Origin of the sequence: Lederbergia citri, from assembly GCF_018343625.1 — a bacterium.
In the GTDB taxonomy this organism is placed as follows: Bacteria; Bacillota; Bacilli; order Bacillales; family Bacillaceae_C; genus Lederbergia; species Lederbergia citri.
This window is the reverse complement of record NZ_JAGYPG010000003.1, coordinates 3,102-23,092: the sequence shown is the minus strand read 5'-3', so window position 1 is coordinate 23,092 and position 19,991 is coordinate 3,102. Positions and strand designations below refer to the sequence as shown.

General features: G+C 37.9%; 17 protein-coding genes, 9 tRNA genes, 1 rRNA gene, 1 pseudogene and 1 riboswitch. Of the genes and pseudogenes, 10 read left to right on the top strand and 18 right to left on the bottom strand.

Annotation, left to right across the window (positions count from 1 at the left end):
• Nucleotides 1-142: 142 nt before the first annotated feature.
• A pseudogene (gene tnpB / locus KHA97_RS16240) lies at nt 143-1,300 on the bottom strand (IS200/IS605 family element RNA-guided endonuclease TnpB).
• A 190-nt stretch (nt 1,301-1,490) separates the two neighbouring features.
• On the opposite strand from tnpB, the gene KHA97_RS16235 reads away from it, so the two are divergent.
• From KHA97_RS16235 to KHA97_RS16215, 5 genes are read left to right on the top strand one after another with little or no spacing between them, the layout of a single operon-like run.
• Nucleotides 1,491-2,048, top strand: coding sequence for an RNA polymerase sigma factor (locus KHA97_RS16235; RefSeq protein ID WP_233713596.1), 558 nt, complete (start codon nt 1,491-1,493; stop codon nt 2,046-2,048).
• A complete protein-coding gene (locus tag KHA97_RS16230) occupies nt 2,041-2,802 on the top strand; it encodes a hypothetical protein (RefSeq protein WP_213125840.1) in 762 nt (253 codons plus the stop codon). The genes KHA97_RS16235 and KHA97_RS16230 overlap by 8 nt, the downstream gene beginning before the upstream one ends.
• Nucleotide 2,803: 1 nt before the next feature.
• The gene (locus KHA97_RS16225; protein WP_213125839.1) at nt 2,804-3,679 is read left to right on the top strand and encodes an ATP-binding cassette domain-containing protein; all 876 of its coding nucleotides are present in this window, start codon (nt 2,804-2,806) and stop codon (nt 3,677-3,679) included.
• 3 nt (nt 3,680-3,682) lie between these two features.
• The gene (locus KHA97_RS16220) at nt 3,683-4,945 is read left to right on the top strand and encodes an ABC transporter permease subunit (protein WP_213125838.1); all 1,263 of its coding nucleotides are present in this window, start codon (nt 3,683-3,685) and stop codon (nt 4,943-4,945) included.
• A gap of 11 nt (nt 4,946-4,956) precedes the next feature.
• Nucleotides 4,957-6,096 (top strand): hypothetical protein, encoded by a 1,140-nt coding sequence (locus tag KHA97_RS16215; RefSeq protein WP_213125837.1) that lies wholly within the window; start codon nt 4,957-4,959, stop codon nt 6,094-6,096.
• A gap of 39 nt (nt 6,097-6,135) precedes the next feature.
• Here KHA97_RS16215 and KHA97_RS24495 read toward each other — a convergent pair whose 3' ends face one another.
• The gene (locus KHA97_RS24495; RefSeq protein ID WP_213125836.1) at nt 6,136-7,245 is read right to left on the bottom strand and encodes a GGDEF domain-containing protein; all 1,110 of its coding nucleotides are present in this window, start codon (nt 7,243-7,245) and stop codon (nt 6,136-6,138) included.
• A gap of 153 nt (nt 7,246-7,398) precedes the next feature.
• Nucleotides 7,399-7,503, top strand: a riboswitch (SAM riboswitch).
• A gap of 70 nt (nt 7,504-7,573) precedes the next feature.
• Here KHA97_RS24495 and KHA97_RS16205 point away from each other — a divergent pair.
• The 3 genes from KHA97_RS16205 to KHA97_RS16195 all read left to right on the top strand — a co-directional run bounded on the left by KHA97_RS16205 (nt 7,574) and on the right by KHA97_RS16195 (nt 11,147).
• The gene (locus tag KHA97_RS16205) at nt 7,574-8,692 is read left to right on the top strand and encodes a methionine biosynthesis PLP-dependent protein (protein ID WP_213125835.1); all 1,119 of its coding nucleotides are present in this window, start codon (nt 7,574-7,576) and stop codon (nt 8,690-8,692) included.
• 419 nt (nt 8,693-9,111) lie between these two features.
• Nucleotides 9,112-10,218, top strand: a complete 1,107-nt coding sequence (locus KHA97_RS16200; RefSeq protein ID WP_213125834.1) for a 5-methyltetrahydropteroyltriglutamate--homocysteine S-methyltransferase — start codon at nt 9,112-9,114, stop codon at nt 10,216-10,218.
• A 107-nt stretch (nt 10,219-10,325) separates the two neighbouring features.
• Nucleotides 10,326-11,147, top strand: coding sequence for a flagellin N-terminal helical domain-containing protein (locus tag KHA97_RS16195; RefSeq protein ID WP_213125833.1), 822 nt, complete (start codon nt 10,326-10,328; stop codon nt 11,145-11,147).
• A gap of 621 nt (nt 11,148-11,768) precedes the next feature.
• On the opposite strand, the gene glmM is transcribed toward KHA97_RS16195, so the two are convergent.
• The 5 genes from glmM to sigW form a co-directional block, all read right to left on the bottom strand.
• On the bottom strand, nt 11,769-13,118 hold the full coding sequence (glmM, locus tag KHA97_RS16190) for a phosphoglucosamine mutase (protein ID WP_213125832.1): 1,350 nt from the start codon (nt 13,116-13,118) through the stop codon (nt 11,769-11,771).
• Between the two features lie 34 nt (nt 13,119-13,152).
• Entirely contained in the window at nt 13,153-14,397 is a 1,245-nt protein-coding gene (locus KHA97_RS16185; RefSeq protein WP_213125831.1) for a CdaR family protein, read from the bottom strand.
• Nucleotides 14,390-15,220: a diadenylate cyclase CdaA gene (cdaA, locus tag KHA97_RS16180; protein WP_213125830.1), complete on the bottom strand. Its 831-nt coding sequence runs from the start codon at nt 15,218-15,220 to the stop codon at nt 14,390-14,392. Before cdaA ends, KHA97_RS16185 begins: the two co-directional genes overlap by 8 nt.
• 161 nt (nt 15,221-15,381) lie before the next feature.
• On the bottom strand, nt 15,382-16,002 hold the full coding sequence (locus KHA97_RS16175; RefSeq protein ID WP_325167478.1) for an anti-sigma factor: 621 nt from the start codon (nt 16,000-16,002) through the stop codon (nt 15,382-15,384).
• A 16-nt stretch (nt 16,003-16,018) separates the two neighbouring features.
• Nucleotides 16,019-16,582: an RNA polymerase sigma factor SigW gene (gene sigW, locus KHA97_RS16170; protein ID WP_213125829.1), complete on the bottom strand. Its 564-nt coding sequence runs from the start codon at nt 16,580-16,582 to the stop codon at nt 16,019-16,021.
• A 199-nt stretch (nt 16,583-16,781) separates the two neighbouring features.
• On the opposite strand from sigW, the gene KHA97_RS16165 reads away from it, so the two are divergent.
• Complete coding sequence (locus KHA97_RS16165; RefSeq protein WP_213125828.1) at nt 16,782-16,955, top strand: Spo0E family sporulation regulatory protein-aspartic acid phosphatase; 174 nt, start codon at nt 16,782-16,784, stop codon at nt 16,953-16,955.
• 63 nt (nt 16,956-17,018) lie between these two features.
• Here KHA97_RS16165 and rocF read toward each other — a convergent pair whose 3' ends face one another.
• The gene (gene rocF, locus KHA97_RS16160; RefSeq protein ID WP_213125827.1) at nt 17,019-17,915 is read right to left on the bottom strand and encodes an arginase; all 897 of its coding nucleotides are present in this window, start codon (nt 17,913-17,915) and stop codon (nt 17,019-17,021) included.
• A 163-nt stretch (nt 17,916-18,078) separates the two neighbouring features.
• Here rocF and KHA97_RS16155 point away from each other — a divergent pair, with 163 nt between their 5' ends.
• Nucleotides 18,079-18,729 carry a hypothetical protein gene (locus tag KHA97_RS16155; RefSeq protein ID WP_213125826.1) on the top strand — a complete coding sequence of 217 codons (651 nt, stop codon included), beginning with the start codon at nt 18,079-18,081 and terminating at the stop codon, nt 18,727-18,729.
• Between the two features lie 9 nt (nt 18,730-18,738).
• Here KHA97_RS16155 and KHA97_RS16150 read toward each other — a convergent pair.
• The 10 genes from KHA97_RS16150 to rrf all read right to left on the bottom strand — a co-directional run bounded on the left by KHA97_RS16150 (nt 18,739) and on the right by rrf (nt 19,754).
• Nucleotides 18,739-18,814, bottom strand: a tRNA-Ala gene (locus KHA97_RS16150).
• Nucleotides 18,815-18,883: 69 nt separating this feature from the next.
• A tRNA-Lys gene (locus KHA97_RS16145) sits at nt 18,884-18,956 on the bottom strand.
• A gap of 1 nt (nt 18,957) precedes the next feature.
• A tRNA-Gln gene (locus tag KHA97_RS16140) sits at nt 18,958-19,032 on the bottom strand.
• 65 nt (nt 19,033-19,097) lie between these two features.
• A tRNA-Tyr gene (locus KHA97_RS16135) sits at nt 19,098-19,182 on the bottom strand.
• 17 nt (nt 19,183-19,199) lie between these two features.
• Nucleotides 19,200-19,275, bottom strand: a tRNA-Thr gene (locus tag KHA97_RS16130).
• Nucleotides 19,276-19,280: 5 nt separating this feature from the next.
• Nucleotides 19,281-19,356: transfer RNA gene (locus tag KHA97_RS16125), tRNA-Val, on the bottom strand.
• Nucleotides 19,357-19,381: 25 nt separating this feature from the next.
• Nucleotides 19,382-19,456: transfer RNA gene (locus KHA97_RS16120), tRNA-Glu, on the bottom strand.
• Between the two features lie 21 nt (nt 19,457-19,477).
• Nucleotides 19,478-19,550 (bottom strand) — tRNA-Thr (locus tag KHA97_RS16115).
• A 1-nt stretch (nt 19,551) separates the two neighbouring features.
• Nucleotides 19,552-19,626 (bottom strand) — tRNA-Asn (locus tag KHA97_RS16110).
• 12 nt (nt 19,627-19,638) lie between these two features.
• Nucleotides 19,639-19,754, bottom strand: a 5S ribosomal RNA gene (gene rrf, locus KHA97_RS16105).
• Between the last annotated feature and the right edge of the window lie 237 nt (nt 19,755-19,991).

The following is a 19,991-nucleotide window of genomic DNA, read 5'->3' as shown; positions in this document are numbered from 1 at the left end:
AGCGTTTAACGTAAGAAACTTTTTCATTTACTCGTGAGTAAGTTGAACCTCCCTCGACTAAAGTCGAAGGATTCCTACGCCGTTACTCCTTTTGGAGCAAGATAAGTAGGCTATCCCCATAGTTCCTACGGTTTAGCATTTATTAGGCTAACAATAGTCTTTTGCCTTCGGCAAGTAGATTATAACTTGCGTTTCGGTCTCTATCGTGTTGCATAAGACAAGATGGACAAGTCCACTCACGCAAATGTAAATTCTTAACTTCTTTGTTTTGTTATCCACAATGAGAACACAACTGACTACTAGGAAAGTTTTTCGCAACTGTTTGCAGTTGTTTCCCATACCATTTACACTTGTATTCCAACATTGTGCGGAATTCTGCCCAGGACGCTTCACTAATCCCTTTGGCTAATGTATGATTTTTCAACATATTGGATACTTGCAAATCTTCTATGCAGATTAAGTCGTGGTTTTTGACAATATCTGTAGATATTTTTTGCAAGTAATCTTTTCTGGCATTGACAATGCGTTCGTGAATACGAGCTAATTTTATGCGTTGCTTATGCCAATTAGAAGAACCGATTGTTCTTCTGGACAATGTCCGTTGTGCTCTGAGTAGCTTATGCTGCATCTTTCGTAAAAATTTCGGATTTTCGTACACTGTGCCATTGGAACAAATCGCAAAATCTTTTAATCCTAAGTCGATACCAACTTCCTGATTGGTCTTAGGAAGTGATTGAATATCTACTTCTGCCACAATGGATACAAAATATTTACCAGAGGGATTGCGTCTAACGGTGGCATTAAGTATGCGACCATGGACTTCGCGACTTTTGGCAAATAGAACCCAACCTAATTTAGGCAACTTAACTCTATTGCCATCAATCGCGATATTTCCGTTCGTATATTTCGTTGTATAAGATTGCACAGGATTCTTTTTGCTTTTAAAACGAGGAGCTTTATTTTGTTTTTTGTAATATCTTGTGTAAGAATCATGAAGGTTTTCTACAGATTTTTGTAGAGCAATACTATCCACTTCTTTCAGAAAAGGATAATGTTGTTTAAGTTCTTTAACCGATTTAATGGATTCATTTTTATTGAAGAATGAACCTTTCCAGTTATTCCGAGGGAGTTGACCGTTTTGAACCATTTCTTCAACGACATACCAATAAGTCTCTTTGTTTTTCTGCTTACCTAAAAAGTGATTAAAGATAAAGCGAGCACATCCAATTGTTTTGTTGATTAAACTGGTTTGTTCTTGATTAGGGTAAATGCGAAATTTATAGGCTTTATGCTGTTTCAAAACGATATACCTCCTTTAGAAAAGTGTTACTATTATTATAGAACATATGTGCGTAATAAGAAACAAAAAAGTGGTTCGATTCATCTCATGACTAAAGTCACGAGTGTTCTCGAGCCATTTATAAAATTTATTTGATTTTATTAAAACTTTTTTTCCTCTGCTTACGAATATATGGTTAGAAGGCAGTGAGATGATGAAACAAGAGCAGCGCTGGATTAAGAAAATAAAGAAAAATGGCAGCCAAGAGGCCGCTAATGAGTTGATTTCTAAATACTATCGAGAAATGTATGCCTTTGTGTACAAGCAGACGATTGATTCCGACCTTTCACTTGATCTAACTCAGGAAATTTTTATAAGCATACTGAAGTCAATCGGACAATTCGATGACAAAAAAGCTTCTTTTCGGACTTGGCTTTACAAAATCGCATCCAATCGATTGGTGGATTATTTTCGCTCGAAAAACTATCAATATTGGAAGCTTACGGAGTCGCTAGAAGGTCATGACTTTGAAGGTCCAGAGGATATGACAGTCTCCTTTGAATACAAAGAAGATGTTGAAAAAATTACTAGGATTATCAACCGATTGGAGACAAGTTCACAGCAAATTGTCCGTCTAAAACTATTTGGGGAGTATACGCTACAGGAAATCGCTGAAATGGTACAAGCTCCGCTATCCACCGTCAAAACAAGGTATTATGCAGCAATCAAACTTATTAAAAAGGAAATGCAGGTGCATCAGCATGAATAAAGAAAAATTCCATATCCCAATGCCTGATGATGAGATTATTCAAAAAGAAATTAGAACGATTGTCAGAGCTGGAGTGAAACGAAAAGAATCCTTCCCTTCTTTTTTGCTAAATCTATACAAAGAAATCGGATTTCGTTATTTATTTACGAACCCAAGGGATGGGATCTTAATAACCTTATCGGCCATGGCTGTCCTGTTTTTTTTATTTTTGACAATTACTGAGCCATCCAATGTAAATGAAACAGATGTATATGGGTTTGTCTTTTTGATTTCACCTCTCCTTTTTATGGCCTTATCACTTTATGACCTTTTCCATAAGAAGCATAGTGCGACCTTTGAAGTGGAGATGGTTGCAAAGTATAACCTGTATCAAGTCGCTGCCTTTCGCATGTTTAATTTCAGCATCATTTCCATTATCGTGAACACAATTAGCATTATTTCTCTTGTTTCTTTTTACGATACTTTGCAGTTTTTTAGAACTTTTATGATCTCGACGACTGCCCTATTCTTGTTTTCGATTATATTTCTAGTGGTATTCATGAAAGGTCGTTCAGGATTTACTGCCCTTCAGGTTGGAGGAGGTTGGATTGGGATTAATATCGTGCTGAGTCTTGTAAACAATCAAGCATACATTCATTTTCTGATGACCATCCCGATTTTTATCTACGGAATCGTCCTTGCTGGCAGTATTATTCTGTATGTTCTTTACTTAAGCAAGCTGGTCCGATTAAAACCAGCGGAGGGAGTTTTTTAGTATGTTGGTCGTAAAAGATGTTAGCAAACAATATGGAGATTTTACTGCTTTAAAACAAATCAATCTTGAATTTGATAAAGGTATTTATGGGCTTCTCGCTCCAAATGGTGCCGGGAAAACGACGTTAATTAAAATGCTCGTTACACTCATTTCTCCATCAAAAGGTGAACTCCTTTATAACGGGACAAATATTGTCGATCTTGACGAGGATTACCGTGATATCCTAGGATACTTACCGCAAAACTTCGGCTTTTATAAACATTATTCGCCGAAGCAGTATTTATTGTATCTTGCCGCTCTAAAAGGAATTGATAAAAAAACGGCATTGCCTATCATTCATGAGCTGCTCGAAAAAGTGGCGCTCAGTGATGTTGCCAATAAAAAAATGAGGAAGTTTTCGGGTGGGATGATCCAGCGTGTTGGCATCGCTCAGGCGTTATTAAATGACCCAAAAATATTGATTTTGGATGAGCCGACAGCTGGGCTTGACCCAAAAGAGAGAGCTCGATTCCGTCAGCTCTTAACCGGACTCTCTCGGGATAGACTAATTATCATTTCTACACATATCGTTTCAGATATTGAATCGATCGCCAATCAAGTGATTATGATAAAAAATCATGAGATTCTTTTTAAGGACACTGCCCAGTCTATTTGCGACACGCTTGATGGATTCATCTATGAAACGTCCATCACAAACGATGAATTGGAAACTTTCCGCAAAAATTATATTCTTATTGGCGAAAAACAGGAACGTGGAAATGTATTGGTACGTTTTGTTCATAAAAGAGAAATGGACAAGGATTGGGTTCCGGTCCTTCCACATTTGGAAGATGTCTTTTTGTATGAATACCGCGATAACTTGATGGTGGAAGTGTAAGCCATGAGAATTATTTTATTGGAATGTAAAAAAGCACTTGCCTCACCGATTATTCTTGGCCTATTGCTTTTGTTTTCAGTTTGGAATGTCTTTTTAGTCTATGATTCTTCTGATTTTAAAAAAGAATTGGGAGTTGTGAATCAAATTGCTAAAAAGTACGGCATAGAGATTACGGAAGAATCCTTGATGAAACTTGAAAAAGACTTGCAGCCTGAATTATCCCATTTGAATTCCATTACTGAAGAAAAATCAGGGCAAACGTTTGAGCATGCATCAGACTTTTTTGCTCAATTAAACTATGAGAATCAAGAACATTTTACATCAAAAGAACTTCAATCTTTTTACGAGCTGCACTTAAAAGAAATGTATGTTGGGATGGCAAAATCTCTTGATTCTACTTATGCGGAATTTAATATTAAAAAAATTGGCGAAAAGGAAATACACGGTTATCGACTGAGTGGTGCTGCTGCTGAAACACTCAGGAATGAATACGATAAATTTGCTAACCGTTTTGAGGAATTGAAACAGAATAAGGAATACAATCAATGGTTTTTTGCCGGGAAGCCATATGCTATGCATAGCCTTTTATTTCGCACTTTCTTTAAAACCATCTTGATTGAGGCAATGATTTTAATCGTACTTTCAACTGCCTTAATTACGAACTTTGAATTTGAAAATCGAACCCAGCTGGTTACTTATACAACACGTAGAGGAAGAAAATTAATGCTCGATAAATTAAAGGCATCGTTAATGACAACTTCCATCATTACTACGTTTTTACTGATTGTTATGCTAGCTGCCTTTTTTATCGTGTTTGATTATTCTTATTTATGGAAAACGGCGATTAGCAGCGGGTTTAATTGGGATTACAATTTCCCGTACATATCTTGGTGGGATTTCTCCTTTTTGACCTATTTGCTTTTAGCCATTATCGTTTCATATGTTTGTATGTTTTTATTTTCCATTTTTACTTTTAGCCTATCCGCTATGCTGAAAAACAGCTATTTTACGTTTATATTATTTGCCGTTATTTTTATTGCCTTGTTTATTTTACCGGCCTTTATACCAGGCTCTTTAAAGTTAAAGTTATTCGTTGGATTTAATTTATCCAACCTCGTTTTAAATCCGCACCAGTGGTGGATGGGGGCAAGTGGGCTGATGATGTTCAAGTATTATGAAGTAGGTACTATCCTAGCTTGGACAGCGATCTTCGCCATTTGTTGTTACGTATCATTGAAAAAATTCGCGAAACTAGATATCTCGTAAGGAGAAATAATATGCAGATTTTATTACTAGAAATTCGAAAAATCTTAAACTGGAAAATACTCCTCGTTTTAGCTTTCGTCAATTTGATTTTGTACTACTTTTTGATTGATTTTAATATCAAACATTTTCCTAACGGTAGACCATCCTTAGATTCCTATCAAATCGGCGCTGAAATGGTTAAAAACTATGGACCCCATATGGATGAATCTGAAAAGGCAGATTTCAAGATAAAATACGATGAAGAAGTGAGAAAAGCGGATGAGTTTTTTCGAGGAAGAGAGGATTTTAAAAAAATAGGTATTCAATCTTACATAGAATACCAAAATGCTGACCATGACAATAAAGAATTAGAGGAACTACGTTATAAAGTCATTTTCAACGAAGAAGTTGATTTGTTCTGGGAACTCCAAGAGCGAGAAAGATTACTAGAGTTCCATAAAAATCAGGAAATGATCATTGCAAATGAAATCGGCAGAGCTAATTCCTTCGGCAAACAACACTTAAACGAATTAAAAAAGACCGGACAATATGATCTGTATCCAGAAGTTTCGTTATCAAATTTTAGTGATATCATTACGAATATTGCGATTGCCGTTTTGATTAGCGTTGTACTTGTCATTTCTCCTATTTTTCTTAGTGATCGTTCAAGAAATCTAGTGGATTTACAATATACATCAAAAGTGGGTAGATCGATTTTTAAGAGGAAACTTGCTGCCGGGCTGATCTCGGCGTTTATTGTCATGACAGTGTTGCTTGCGATATATTTAGGTATTTATTCATTAAATCATCCCTCGATATTTTTCGAGGTCCCTCTTAACTCTTTTATTGGAGGAGTTTATTGGTATAACTTAACGTTTTTCCAATACATTGTGCTTTCAACATGTGCCATTTATGTATTGGGATTCTTATTAACATTCATTTCGATGAGTATTTCTAATCTCGTCCCAAGCTATATTGCACTTATAGGTATACAAGTTCCAGTTATATTAGGATTACTCATTTTTGGTTTAAAATATTTACTTAACCTCGTCGTCAGCATGTGGCTGCCAATATGGCTTGTCCCCGCTTGTTATATCCTATTAATTGCAATCGTAATTGGCTTCGTTATGTATTTATGGAAAAGAGAAAGGAAATTGGATATTGTTTTATAGTCTAAACGCCAAGAGAATCAACTCCTCTTGGCGTTTTTGTCAGGAAAAAACCTCTACCGGTGGTCGTTCAATCGAATTCACGATTACTTTATTTTTCCCCGATTTTTTAGCAATGTAAAGAGACGTATCAGCCCCATTAAACAAAACATCCTTGCTCATTCCCGGCAATAATTTCTGTATTCCTATACTGACTGTTACACAATTTCCTTCCAATTCCTTTAGGCATACTTTTGAAGTTCCTCGTCTGATATTTTCCATTTTTTCTAAAAATTCTTCCGTTGATAATCCGATATTGATGATGGCAAATTCCTCTCCGCCATAACGAAAAGCAAAATCGTCATTTTCGGTAAAAAACTTGATTTGATTCGCCACTTCCATAATGACCAAATCTCCCATTTGGTGGCCATAAGTATCATTGATTCTCTTAAAATTATCAATATCTAAGACAGCAATATGTAAATCTAATTCATTAATGGTATCCATCCTCAACAATGACTCTAAATATTCATGAAAAGAGCGATGATTGTATAGTTCTGTGACTGGATCCAATAGCGAAAGCTTTTCCATTTGAACATTTTTAGAAAATAAGTATTGTTTTTCCTCTGTTGTTTTTAAAAGTTCATTCGCCAGTCTAAGGCTATGCTTCATTAAGCTGTGAATGATTAATGACGTTCCCAATACAACGGCAATCATAATAATCATATCAGAGTGTTTATAATAAGTGCGGACCTCATCGGATAGTGCATATATGAGTACTCCGGATAAGATTCCTGTAATACATGCAAATTTTAGCAACTTTGATTTATAAAAATATAATGAAACTAATACAGGAAAAACTAAAAGAAAAATAAGGATTGGCTTTTCGTATAATGACAAAATGATTACACTCGCAACGATATTAACACCTAAAATCACAATGTACTCCATATGATTTTTTATTTTTCGAAGACAAATTTCGAGCATTCCCATTGTCATCGCCAAAGTAAGAGTGGGATAGATGATTACAAGTTGTAAAAACAGCCACTTGTCCTTAGTAGTGAAAAATGCATCCACACTTGTAGCAATAACATATAATCCGACGATAATCCATAGAGCATTTAAAATTTCACGAACTAATGATGTAGTGTGCATTACACTTTCATTTTTCACTGTACTCACTCCTATTGTCCTAGGCAAAAAGTCCTTTGTACTATTGTACCGAATCTATCAGAATAATAAAAGTTCTTATTTTTTTATCCTTGCACTTTTTTCACTTATGTATTAAAGTAAGATACACTAACTCATTCAATAATTTAATAATTTTTCTTATCAAGAGAGATGGAGGGATTTGGCCCTATGAAGTCTCAGCAACCGACCTTTGTGGCACCGGTGCTAATTCCAATAGGTTATTAACCTAGAAGATAAGAAGTTGTTTTCGTTTATGAGGACCTTCTTTTTTCTAGAAGGTCCTTTTTATTTTTGTTGGAGGCTGAACATCATGACGGTTACAAGTTTCGAAACAAAATTGGCACAATTAGGGAATCGGAGCGACTCAAAAACCGGGGCGATTAGTCCCCCTATCTATTTATCAACGGCATATGAGCATCCTGGACTTGGAGAATCAACTGGCTATGACTACACGAGAACCAAAAATCCTACTCGTACCATTCTCGAAGAAGGAATCGCTAATTTAGAGGGAGGAGATCGAGGATTTGCATGCAGCTCTGGAATGGCCGCCATCCAATTAGTTCTCTCACTTTTTCGAGCCGGCGATGAATTAATCGTTCCGGAGGATGTTTATGGTGGAACGTACCGCTTATTAAAACATTTTTCAGATGTTTATGGGATCAGGACAATTTATACAAAGTTCAAAGATATCAACGAGATGGAAAAGCATATTACAGAAAAAACGAGGGCACTTTTCATTGAAAGTCCGACTAACCCGTTGATGGAAGAAATTGATATTAGTCAATATTCGCGCCTAGCCAAAAAACATAATTTATTACTGATTGTTGATAACACATTTTTAACGCCCTATTTTCAAAGACCAATAGAATTAGGTGCAGATATCGTAATACATAGCGCAACCAAATATATTGGAGGTCATAATGATGTGTTGGCGGGATTGGTCGTAGCAAAAGGGAATGCTCTTTGTGAAAAATTATTTGTTCTCCATAATGCAATTGGCGCAGTTCTTTCTCCAACTGATTCGTGGTTGTTGATCAGAGGATTAAAAACTCTTCATTTGCGGATGAAACAACATGATGAAAATGCGAAGAAAATAGTTGAGTTCTTACGAAACGAACCCCTTGTTACGGATGTTTTATACTCCGGAAAAGGTGGCATGCTAGCGTTTCGTCTTTGGGAAAGTGATTGGGTAGATTTCTTTTTGCGAAAGCTCAAGTTAATCTTTTTCGCGGAAAGCCTTGGTGGTGTAGAAAGTTTTATTACGTATCCGGCCACTCAAACTCACGCAGATATCCCAGAAGAAGAGCGGAACGCACGCGGAATATGCGACCGGTTGCTTCGATTTTCCGTAGGCATTGAAAATGTAGAGGATTTAATTGCTGACTTGGAACAAGTTTTTGGGGCAATTAGAGAGGAAGTTGGAGTTTGATTTGAAAATGAGCCCGATTGGGACTGAATTCTGGCAAAGCACCGGTTTCTGTCTCGATTCGGCCTTAATCGGGACTGAATTCCGGTAAAACAGCGATTTCTGTCTCGATTCGGGCTCAATCGGGACCGAATTCTGGTAAAGCACCGGTTTCTGTCTCGATTCGGGCTCAATCGGGACTGAGTTCTGGTAAAGCACCGGTTTCTGTCTCGATTTAGGCTCAATCGGGACTGAATTACAGTAAAGCACCGGTTTCTGTCTCGATTCGGGCTCTATCTAGACACTCTTGAACAAAACGCTGATGCCTCCTAAATTGGGACCCTATCATTTAAGGAGAATGCCATTAAAGGAGGTGGTGGCCGTAATTCGCGTCTTAACCTGTTTTACTTATATTACATTTTAAAAAAGAGGAGAAATGAATCATGACAAAAACATTAATAAAAGCACCTTTTAGAGCAGATCAAGTAGGAAGTTTATTAAGACCTGATAACTTGCATAAGGCGAGAATAGATTTTCAAGAAGGAACGATTACAGCTGAGCAATTACGTGAAGTGGAAACGCAAGAAATTAAAAGAATTGTTGATAAACAAATTGAAGTTGGTCTAGAAGCGGTAACAGATGGAGAGTTCAGACGCAGATTTTGGCACACAGATTTTCTTGAGCATTTGAATGGAGTCGAGGGTTATGTGCCTGATGTTGGATATATTTTTAGCGGAAACGAAGAAACAGAAAGATACAATATCCGTAACACTGGAAAAATTTCATTCAACCCAGATCACCCACACGTGAAGGATTTTATTGAATTTAAAGAAATTGTCGCTGGCCGTGCGGTTGCGAAACAAACGATTCCAAGTCCGAACCAATTATTTAATATCGGAATCCGTGATGAAAGCATTTATCCTGACATTGAAGAGTACGCAAATGATATTATTCAAGCATACCGTGATGCAATCAAAGCGTTTTATGATGCGGGAGTCCGCTATTTACAATTAGATGATGTATATATTGCGGGTCTTTCCTCGCCAGATATTCCTTTTAACGATGGTGCTTATTCAAGAGAATATTTAATTGATTTAGCACTTCGTGTGGTAAATGGAGTTTTGGAAGGAAAACCAGATGATTTATACATTACAACCCATCTCTGTCGTGGAAACTATCGTTCAAATTGGGCATTTTCAGGAAGTTATGATTTGATTGCCCCAACTTTATTAGCAAAGGAAAAAGTGGACGGCTTCTTTTTAGAGTACGACGACGAACGTTCCGGTGATTTCAAAGCTTTGGAATACATTCCAAGAGGAGGCGCAAAAGTTGTTCTAGGGGTTCTTACTTCTAAGAAAGGCGAATTAGAGGATAAGAATGAGGTCATTGCTCGTATTAAAGAAGCTTCCGAGTACATCCCATTGGAACAAATTTGCCTAAGTACGCAATGTGGCTTTGCTTCAACGCATCATGGCAATAAATTAACTGAAGAACAACAATGGGAAAAATTGAAATATATCGTTGAAATTGCGAAAGAGGTTTGGGGATAACATGGGATTAAAACCTGGAGAAATATACATTCTCTAGGTTTTTTACTTTATTATTATTAAAACTTGCCGATATTACTCTAAATGACCTCATGAAAGGAGCGGGAAGGATGCTGGGAAAATGGTATAGCACTGGTTTATCGATGATTAATCAAATGAATCGCCATCTCACCATCTCGCAGCGATCACTTGAGCGAATTTCAACAGGGATGAGGATTAATCGGGCGAGTGATGATCCAGCAGGTTTGGCGATATCTGAGAAAATGCGCGCCCAAATTCGCGGACTCAATATGGCTGGACGCAATATTCAAGACGGAATTTCTTTGCTGCAAACAGCAGAAGGCGGCTTGAATGAGACTCACGCTATTTTACAACGAATGAGAGAATTAAGTGTTCAAGCTGCAAATGATACATATACGGATGAGGATCGAAAAGCATTAGCATTGGAATTTGAACAATTAAAAGAAGAAATTCAGCGCATTTCCAAGGATATGCAGTTTAACTCTATGCCGTTACTGGATGGTTCTAGGAGTTCTTTTCGTATCCAAACGGGAGCGAATGCAGGCCAATATATTGAATTGTCGATTGGTAATATGGGTGCAGCGGAAATTGGAATTGCTAATTTGAAAATAGATACGAGGCAAGGTGCGGAAGATGCAATGTCAGGTCTCGATGAAGCCATTCGCCAGGTTTCTACAGAGCGTTCTAAAATAGGAGCCTATATGAATAGGCTGGAACACGCATATAATAATACGATGACGATGGAGGAAAATCTTGTTGCTGCAGAATCAAGAATCCGAGATGCCGACATCGCAAAAGAAATCATGAATTATACGATAGCAAATATTTTATTACAAGCGAATCAATATGTCATGAGCCTGCATATGCAGCAAGCATATTTGATTTTGCAGCTATTAAAACCGAAGGATTAGTATTGTAGTTAGGTAAATATACTAAGTGATGTAGTAATGATCTAGTTTTGAAAATTATTAACTTCTTATTTTTATAAAAGGTTAGTGCGCCTTAAATGTGAGACAAAATTAGATTATGGATCGGTTTCGTCAAGCCCATTATTTCGGGATTCTCGATGAAATTGGTAAATTAATGAGTTTCGTCGAGTATTATCTCCGATTTCTCGATCAAATAGAAAAATTAATGTGTTTCATCGAGAATTAATGCCAAATTCTCGACCAAACGGAAAAGATACTGAGTTTCGTCGAGTATTATCTCCGATTTCTCGACCAAATAGAAAAACTAAAGTGTTTCATCGAGAATTAATGCCAAATTGCCGACCAAACGGAAAAGATACTGAGTTTCGTCGAGTATTATCTCCGATTTCTCGATCAAATGGAAAAATTAATATGTTCACCGAGATTTAGTGTCAGATTCTCGACCAAATGGAAAAGGCACTGAGTTTCGTCGATTATTATGGGATTCGAGACCAATTAATAAAATTACTACGATCGTAGCGAATCAGTGCCGTCATCTCCAACAAAACAAAAGATGCAATCGAGCTTCAACTACACTCTTTTGCATCTTAATTTCTACAGCGATTACTCTTTTAATCCCATTTCTGCTTCTACGACAGCGGAGATGCGATCAACATAATCTTCGCATGCTTCTTTAGTTGGGGCTTCAGCCATTACACGAACGAGTGGTTCTGTACCCGATGGGCGAACGAGGATCCGTCCATTTCCATTCATTTCAGACTCCACTTGTTCAATAATTGCCTTCACCTTTTCATTGTCTGTTACGTGGTGTTTGTCTGTTACACGGATGTTCACTAGCTTTTGCGGATATTTTTTCATGCCGCTCGCAAGTTCTGAAAGTGGCTTTCCAGTAAGCTTCATAATATTGATAAGTTGTATTCCCGTTAAAAGACCGTCACCAGTTGTGTTGTAATCAAGGAAAATAATGTGACCGGACTGTTCTCCTCCGAGATTGTATCCGTTATTTTTCATTTCTTCAACGACGTAGCGATCACCTACAGCAGTTTGAGCACTATTAATGCCTAGTTGTTCAAGGCCTTTGTAATATCCTAGATTACTCATGACAGTTGAAACAACAGTTGATTCTTTTAGGCGTGCTTCCTCATTCATATGCTTTGCACATATGTACAGGATATAATCCCCGTCCACTATGTCGCCATTTTCATCAATAGCTATGACCCGGTCTCCATCACCATCGAATGCAAGACCTACATCTGCTCCTTTTTCTTTTAGAAAAGTAGCTAACGCTTCAGGATGTGTCGATCCGACTCCGTCATTAATATTCAAACCGTTTGGAGATGAGCCCATCGTTGAAATATCTGCATCCAAGTCTGCAAACAGATGAGTTGCCAATGATGATGTAGCTCCATGTGCACAATCAAGCGCAACGTGAATACCGGAGAAATCTTCATCTACTGTTTGCTTGAGGAATTGCAAATATTTTTGTCCACCTTCAAAATAATCACTTACAAGACCAAGATCCTTCCCAACTGGTCGCGGTAGGGTATCTTCTTCTAAATCAAGTAGAGCCTCGATTTCTTCTTCTTGCTCATCTGACAATTTAAATCCATCTGGTCCGAAAAACTTGATTCCATTATCAGCGACTGGATTGTGTGAAGCAGAAATCATGACGCCAGCTTGGGCTCCTAACGCTTTCGTCAAATAGGCAACTCCCGGTGTAGAAATCACACCTAAGCGCATGACTTCCGCCCCAATTGATAACAATCCCGATACAAGAGCCCCTTCCAGCATGTGACCGGAAATCCGGGTATCGCGGCCGATGAGAATTTTAGGGCGATCTGAATTTTTTGTTAGAACATAACCTCCAAAGCGACCTAATTTAAAAGCCAACTCCGGCGTCAGCTCCGAATTTGCTACCCCTCTTACTCCATCAGTTCCAAAATATTTACCCATTGTATCTATCGCTCCTTCTTCGAACAAAGTTCATTTAGACATTTTCCTTTTCTGTTAACCGTATTTTCACCTTTTTTTCCGTTAATTCCCATTGCACATCATTTAAACCATCAACTACTAAATCTACTTCATGTTCTCCAGCTTTAAGGCCATCCATATTTAAAATCACATGGAAATCACCTTTAATTGCTTTCTCTAGAGTGTCCTTTTCGCCAGTAACTTTTAGGGAAACTGTTCCATTTGCAGGGGATACTAACTCCATATTTAAGTCAGAGCTAAGCCCTTTACTTTCTATTTTTACATCCTTTAAAGTTCTTTCTTCTAGCTTTTTCTCTGCCAGAATTTTGACCTTTATTTTATCCGGCGTTATTTTGTTAACGCCAAGCGGATATTTAATTGGAACTTCGATTTCGGTATCTTCACGAATACCACTAACATCCACTGTCACTTCAAGCTCATCGACATTTTGTAAAACTTCAGTTCTTCCAAATATCATCACTTCAGGTGTGACAGTACTGATTGTTTTAATATTGATATCATCCGGTGGTGTGCCAGTTGTATTAATCTTTATTGGAACATTTTTTCTAGGATTTGTAACCGGAATCGTTACTAAAACAGATTCAGGTTCGACCCATACATCAAGCTTGTTCAATTCTCGGTCAAGAACCGTCACTTTTGCATATTGTCGAATGGTATCATTAATTAAACCACTTGCGTCAATGGTAGCTTTCACGTACGAAATTTTTTCAATAACATCCTTGGCCCCTGTAATTTTCACTGTTTTAGGTTCTACATCAGGGCGCTCAGCTTCAAATCCTTCTGCAAGTATACTGCGATTAAACTCTGCTTCTACTCCGAATTCTTTCGTTACTTTTTCTTGAACTGAAATATCTGCGTAAGCAGGTTCTATATTAACTTTTAATTTATCAGAGATATCTTTATATAAAATTTGAACACGATGTTGTCCTATTTGTACGTCAGATAAATCAACATAAACTGTAAAATCTCTTTGTCTTTTCGTTGCTTCTACAAATCTCCTCTGTCCTTCAATCTTCACATCAACTGTTTTAGGTATTCCTGTGACGACGAGGTTCTCGGAATCGTAATACACTTCAACAGGTACGTTTGTTATCGTATCAGTATTAGCATTTTCCATATCGTTCGGCATTGTTCCAGTATCTTTTCCTCCGAAATAATCATTAGCTGTAACGAAAAGTAAAATGGCTAACAACATCGATATGATTCTAACAAACCAAGGATTTTCCATAAATTTATCCATTCTTTGTCTTCTCCCTTCTTTTCCAAATGGATGAGGAAGACTGTTTTGATTTGTTATCGTCTGTGAGTTCTTTTTCTAATACTGCTTGAAATTGCTCTAACGATAAATCCCGTAGTAATTCGCCATTTTTTGTAACAGATATGTCACCCGTTTCCTCAGAAACAACTATCGTTAAACAATCTGTTACTTCACTAATACCAAGTGCTGCTCTATGCCTTGTCCCCAGCTCTTTAGAGATAAAGGGACTTTCCGACAAGGGAAGATAACAGGCAGCAGCAGCAATCTGCGTTTTTTGTATAATCACGGCTCCATCGTGAAGTGGAGTATTCGGTATAAAAATATTAATTAATAGTTCATGGGTTACATTTGAATGTAGGGGAATTCCTGTTTCAATATAGTCCCCCATTCCTGTTTCTTTTTCAATAGAAATGAGAGCGCCAATTCGTCTTTTTGCCATATAATTAACTGCATTTATAATAGCATCCAATCTTTTCTTCTGCTCTTCCTCTTCCTGAATTCCACTTCTCGCAAAAAACTTGCCTCGACCAAGCTGCTCTAGTGCACGCCTTAACTCAGGCTGGAAGATAATAATAATCGCTAAAAAACCCCATGTCATCACTGTTTCCATTAGCATGTTCAATGTATTCAAATGAAGGACACCACTTAAGATCCAAACAAGGATGATGACAAAAATCCCTGTTAACAGTTGGACGGCTTTAGTGCCCCGGATGAACATAATCATTTTATATATAACGAACCAAACGAGGAGAATGTCCACTACGTGAGATAAGACACCCAAGATGGTAAGATCTGCAAACGGCATGTTACTTCCTCCATCTATTTATTCAAATTCAGAAGTACTCTACACTTAAAAGTATGGATAATAACTAATCCATTATAACATATTATTACTGAAACCAACTACATGGATAAGAATGTAACAAGATGAAAAAAGGATTGCAAGTGCAATCCTTTTATTCTTACTTATTCGCCTTCAAAAAGGTTAATTATTTTTTTGCCGCCATCTTTTATTTTATACCAGAGCCATTCAAAAATTTGGTTAATTTCTTCAATATCCCCTGTAACATCTCCAGCTGAAGCTAGATATCGTTTACCATTAATAATGGTAACATTGCCGTTAACCTTCCCCTCAATTCGAAGGTTTCCATTTTTTACTGTTATGTCCCCATTTACTACTTCACCTTCAGGGACGATCACTGTATCATTTTCAACTATTAAATTAGGTTGTTTTGTTACAGAAAACTTTTGATCATCATTCCAAATATTTAGTACGCTTCCTCCCATAAGGAGTATGAATAGGGAGGCTGCTGCTAAAATGGGATGATTGCGCAACCAGCGCTTTACACCTGCACTGCTTTTTTCTTTCGGTAACCTCGCCATGACACCAGTAGTAAATCCGCTGGAAACTCGTATATGTGACGGGCTTTTTATATAGGCTTCTATTCTTTTTAGTTCTTGAAAATGTTTTTGACATTCTGGGCATTTTTGCAAGTGATCTTTTAATATTTGTTCTTTATCATGAGATAGGTCACTATCTAAAGACTCTTGCATATAGAGAATAATCTCTTCTGGACATGCCTTCACTTTCCTTCTCACCTTTCTACAAATGGTTCAATTGCTTTCGAAGCGCTTCCCGCGCACGGTGTATTCGAGTTTTGACCGTTCCGATCGGCATTTCCAAGACCTCGCTGATCTCATTTAACGAGAGATCATCAATATATCTCAATATTATTACAATCCTATATTTATCAGGGAGGCGGAGAATTTCCTGTTGAACCCTCTCTTGGAGTTCTATCGTCTCTACTTCGGAATCAGGAGATTTTCCCTCAGCAGCGATTTGAGAATACATCGTCAATCCTTCCGTACCAGCCAGTTCAGCATCAAGGTAATAGTCGGGCTTCTTTTTTCTAATCCGATCAATGCAGAGATTAGTTGCAATTCTATAAAGCCAAGTGGAAAATTTCCTACCTTGATTAAAACTATGAATGTTTACATAAGCTCTTACAAATGCTTCTTGCGCGATATCTTCGGCTTCATGTCGATTTCCGAGCATTCGATAGCATAAATGAAACACTTTATCTTTAAATAATTCCACGATTTCCCCAAATGCTTCCTGATCGCCCTTTAATACATCCCTAACTCTTTGATTTACAATTGCATCCATTCTCTCTCTACCTCCCGCTCTATGCGGTTATCCATTCATACGTATGAATATAAAAAAGGTTTCACTTATTATAATTGACCCCTCAAGTTTTTATCGACAAAATTCTCATTACCTCTATCTTAACAAATTTTGCAACTTGTTGTTTAATATTTTGTAAAATGGATATACAGATGATAAAAATAATATGAAGGAGACTCGAGTGCGATTGGAGGCAGAAGACTTATTAGTAAAAATTGAATCTCATCGAACTAAAATGGTGGAACTTGGCTTATCCTCATCCTTTTTGGATGAACGTGTAGTTAAACTAAGCTACGAACTAGATAAACTTTTAAACAAATATCATGCAGTGGTCTGTAGTTCAGGGAAAAGGTAATCTAGCGACCTAAGTTCAGGGAAAAGGTAATCTAGCGACCTACAAACCACTGCTATTACTTTTTTATAATAATTTTTCTCCAAACAATGAACCCATTAAGGCAACGGCCACTTCAGCTGTTTTATTCCTTTCATCTAAAATTGGGTTAACTTCCACGAATTCGGCAGAAGTAATGAGCTTTGTTTCTTCAAGCATCTCCATTGCTAAATGACTTTCTCGATAGCTTATCCCCCCTAAAACCGGAGTTCCGACTCCTGGAGCATCATGAGGATCAAGTGCATCTAAATCAACAGATAAATGGACACCATCCGTTTTCTTTTTTAGAAGATCAATAGATTCTTCCATGACCCTCGTCATTCCTAAACGGTCAATTTCGTGCATTGTAAAAACTTTAATGTTTTTACTCTTAATAAGCTCTCTTTCTCCTTTATCTAAATCCCTTGCACCGATGATGACAACGTTCTCCGGGTTTACTTTCGGACTATAGCCTCCAATGCCTGTAAGCAAAGGATGACCAAAACCCATACTAGCTGCAAGAGGCATTCCATGAATATTCCCTGACGGTGACGTTTCCTCCGTATTCAAATCGCCGTGGGCATCAAACCAAATAACTCCAAGATTTTTATAATATTTACTAATCCCAGCAATTGTGCCAATAGCTATACTATGATCCCCTCCAAATAATAGCGGAAATCGTTTATTTTCGATTATATTTTGAATAGAAAGTGCTATTTCTTCACTAATTTTTGCAATCGCTTTCAAATTTTTCAATACTGTATGGTTTTCTTCTTCATGATTATCGACTTTGACAGCGATATCGCCTATATCCTCAACATCGTAATCCAATTTCTCAAGTCGATTTAAGACCCCTGCATATCTAATCGCACTTGGCCCCATATCTACCCCTCGCCGTGTTTGTCCAAGATCCATGGGAACACCTAATATTGAAATCTTTTTCATAGGTTTTCCTCCATCCCTTTTTATAATCATCATAACTTTTTTAATAGCTATGGCTCAACTCAACATTTTTTTGTATATATATGCACTAAAAAAATAGAGGTAATTAACATTCGAATCTTGAAATAAGCTAACAGTGCAATAATGCAGAGGAGAGAGATCTTAAATGAAAAAGCGTTCCAATTTTCTTTTACGCTTAATTCTTTTGTATGTAATGGTGAGTGGATTTACGTTCTGGCTACCAATTATAAGAGGCTTCTTTGATGGTTCCTCGTATACATGGTCGGGGTGGTTGGGCATTGGAGGCAGCGGGATCTACGGTGATTACTGGCTATTATTTTTATTTGTTTCTGTATTGTTGTCCGTAATCTTTTTAGGATGGCGAGGAGCTCAAAAGCCTTTTCACTGGCTTTTGTTAATATGGCTTTTGTTGTTGATAATTGAATCTGCTTCAATGTTTTTTTCCACAGAAACTATTTATTTTAAGGGGGACACTTTAGGAACAGAATTTGCTATTGGAAACATCCTATTCCCAATAGATATACTTTTTTTATGTTTGGCTACCATTTGGATTATTCGAGATTTTAAGAAAAAACGTCCAAAAGAAAAGATACCTTGGATGAAGAGCAACAGAGTAATGTTGATTATCTTTTTGCTAATCTTTCCATTGCAACTTATTACACTAAGAGTTTTGGATTATGATCAGATTGGGGTTATATTAACACTGTTCCAATGGATTATTTTAAATTTGTCTTTTTATCCATATAAGAATAAAACAAAAAGCCCTGAACAAAGTCCAGGACATACTGTTTTTTAAAATTGTTGTTGGTGGAGCCTAGCGGGATCGAACCGCTGACCTCCTGCGTGCAAAGCAGGCGCTCTCCCAGCTGAGCTAAGGCCCCCCTATTAAAAAGGTACGTAACGAAAAAGAAGCCTTGAAGAATCAAAGCAACTGTTAACGAGATGGATAATGAGCCATGCAGGATTCGAACCTGCGACCCTCTGATTAAAAGTCAGATGCTCTACCGACTGAGCTAATGGCTCATGGCTGGGCTAGCTGGATTCGAACCAACGAATGACGGAGTCAAAGTCCGTTGCCTTACCGCTTGGCTATAGCCCATCGGATAAAAATTGATACTATGTATAATACCCACTTATCAGAAATGTATCCATATTTTATGTAAATGGTGGTGGGGGACGGATTCGAACCGCCGAACCCGGAGGGAGCGGATTTACAGTCCGCCGCGTTTAGCCACTTCGCTACCCCACCGAAATAAAAAAAAAAAATGGTGCCGGCCAGAGGACTTGAACCCCCAACCTACTGATTACAAGTCAGTTGCTCTACCAATTGAGCTAGGCCGGCAAACATGGTGGAGGATGACGGGTTCGAACCGCCGACCCTCTGCTTGTAAGGCAGATGCTCTCCCAGCTGAGCTAATCCTCCAATATTTTGCGCATATTATTAAAAATGGTGACCCCTACGGGATTCGAACCCGTGTTACCGCCGTGAAAGGGCGGTGTCTTAACCGCTTGACCAAGGGGCCATTATATTATTCTTCATTGGAAGCTTCCAACCGGGCTTGAACCGGTGACCTCATCCTTACCATGGATGCACTCTACCAACTGAGCTATGGAAGCATGGCTCCGCAGGTAGGATTCGAACCTACGACCGATCGGTTAACAGCCGATAGCTCTACCACTGAGCTACTGCGGAATGATAGGTCTTGCCTGGCAGCATCCTGCTCTTGCAAGGGGAAGCCCCTTACTACCATCGGCGCTGAAGAGCTTAACTTCCGTGTTCGGGATGGGAACGGGTGTGACCTCTTCGCCATCGCCACCAGACAATTCATAATCGACATATTTTATTATAATATGTTTTATGTATTTTTCAAGAGAAATCTTTCATTCCCTCAAAACCAAATAATAGAGAAGGCAAACCGTATTTGATTAAGTCCTCGATCGATTAGTATCCGTCAGCTCCATGTGTCGCCACACTTCCACACCGGACCTATCAACCTGATCATCTTTCAGGGATCTTACTCGCTTGCGCGATGGGAAATCTCATCTTGAGGGGGGCTT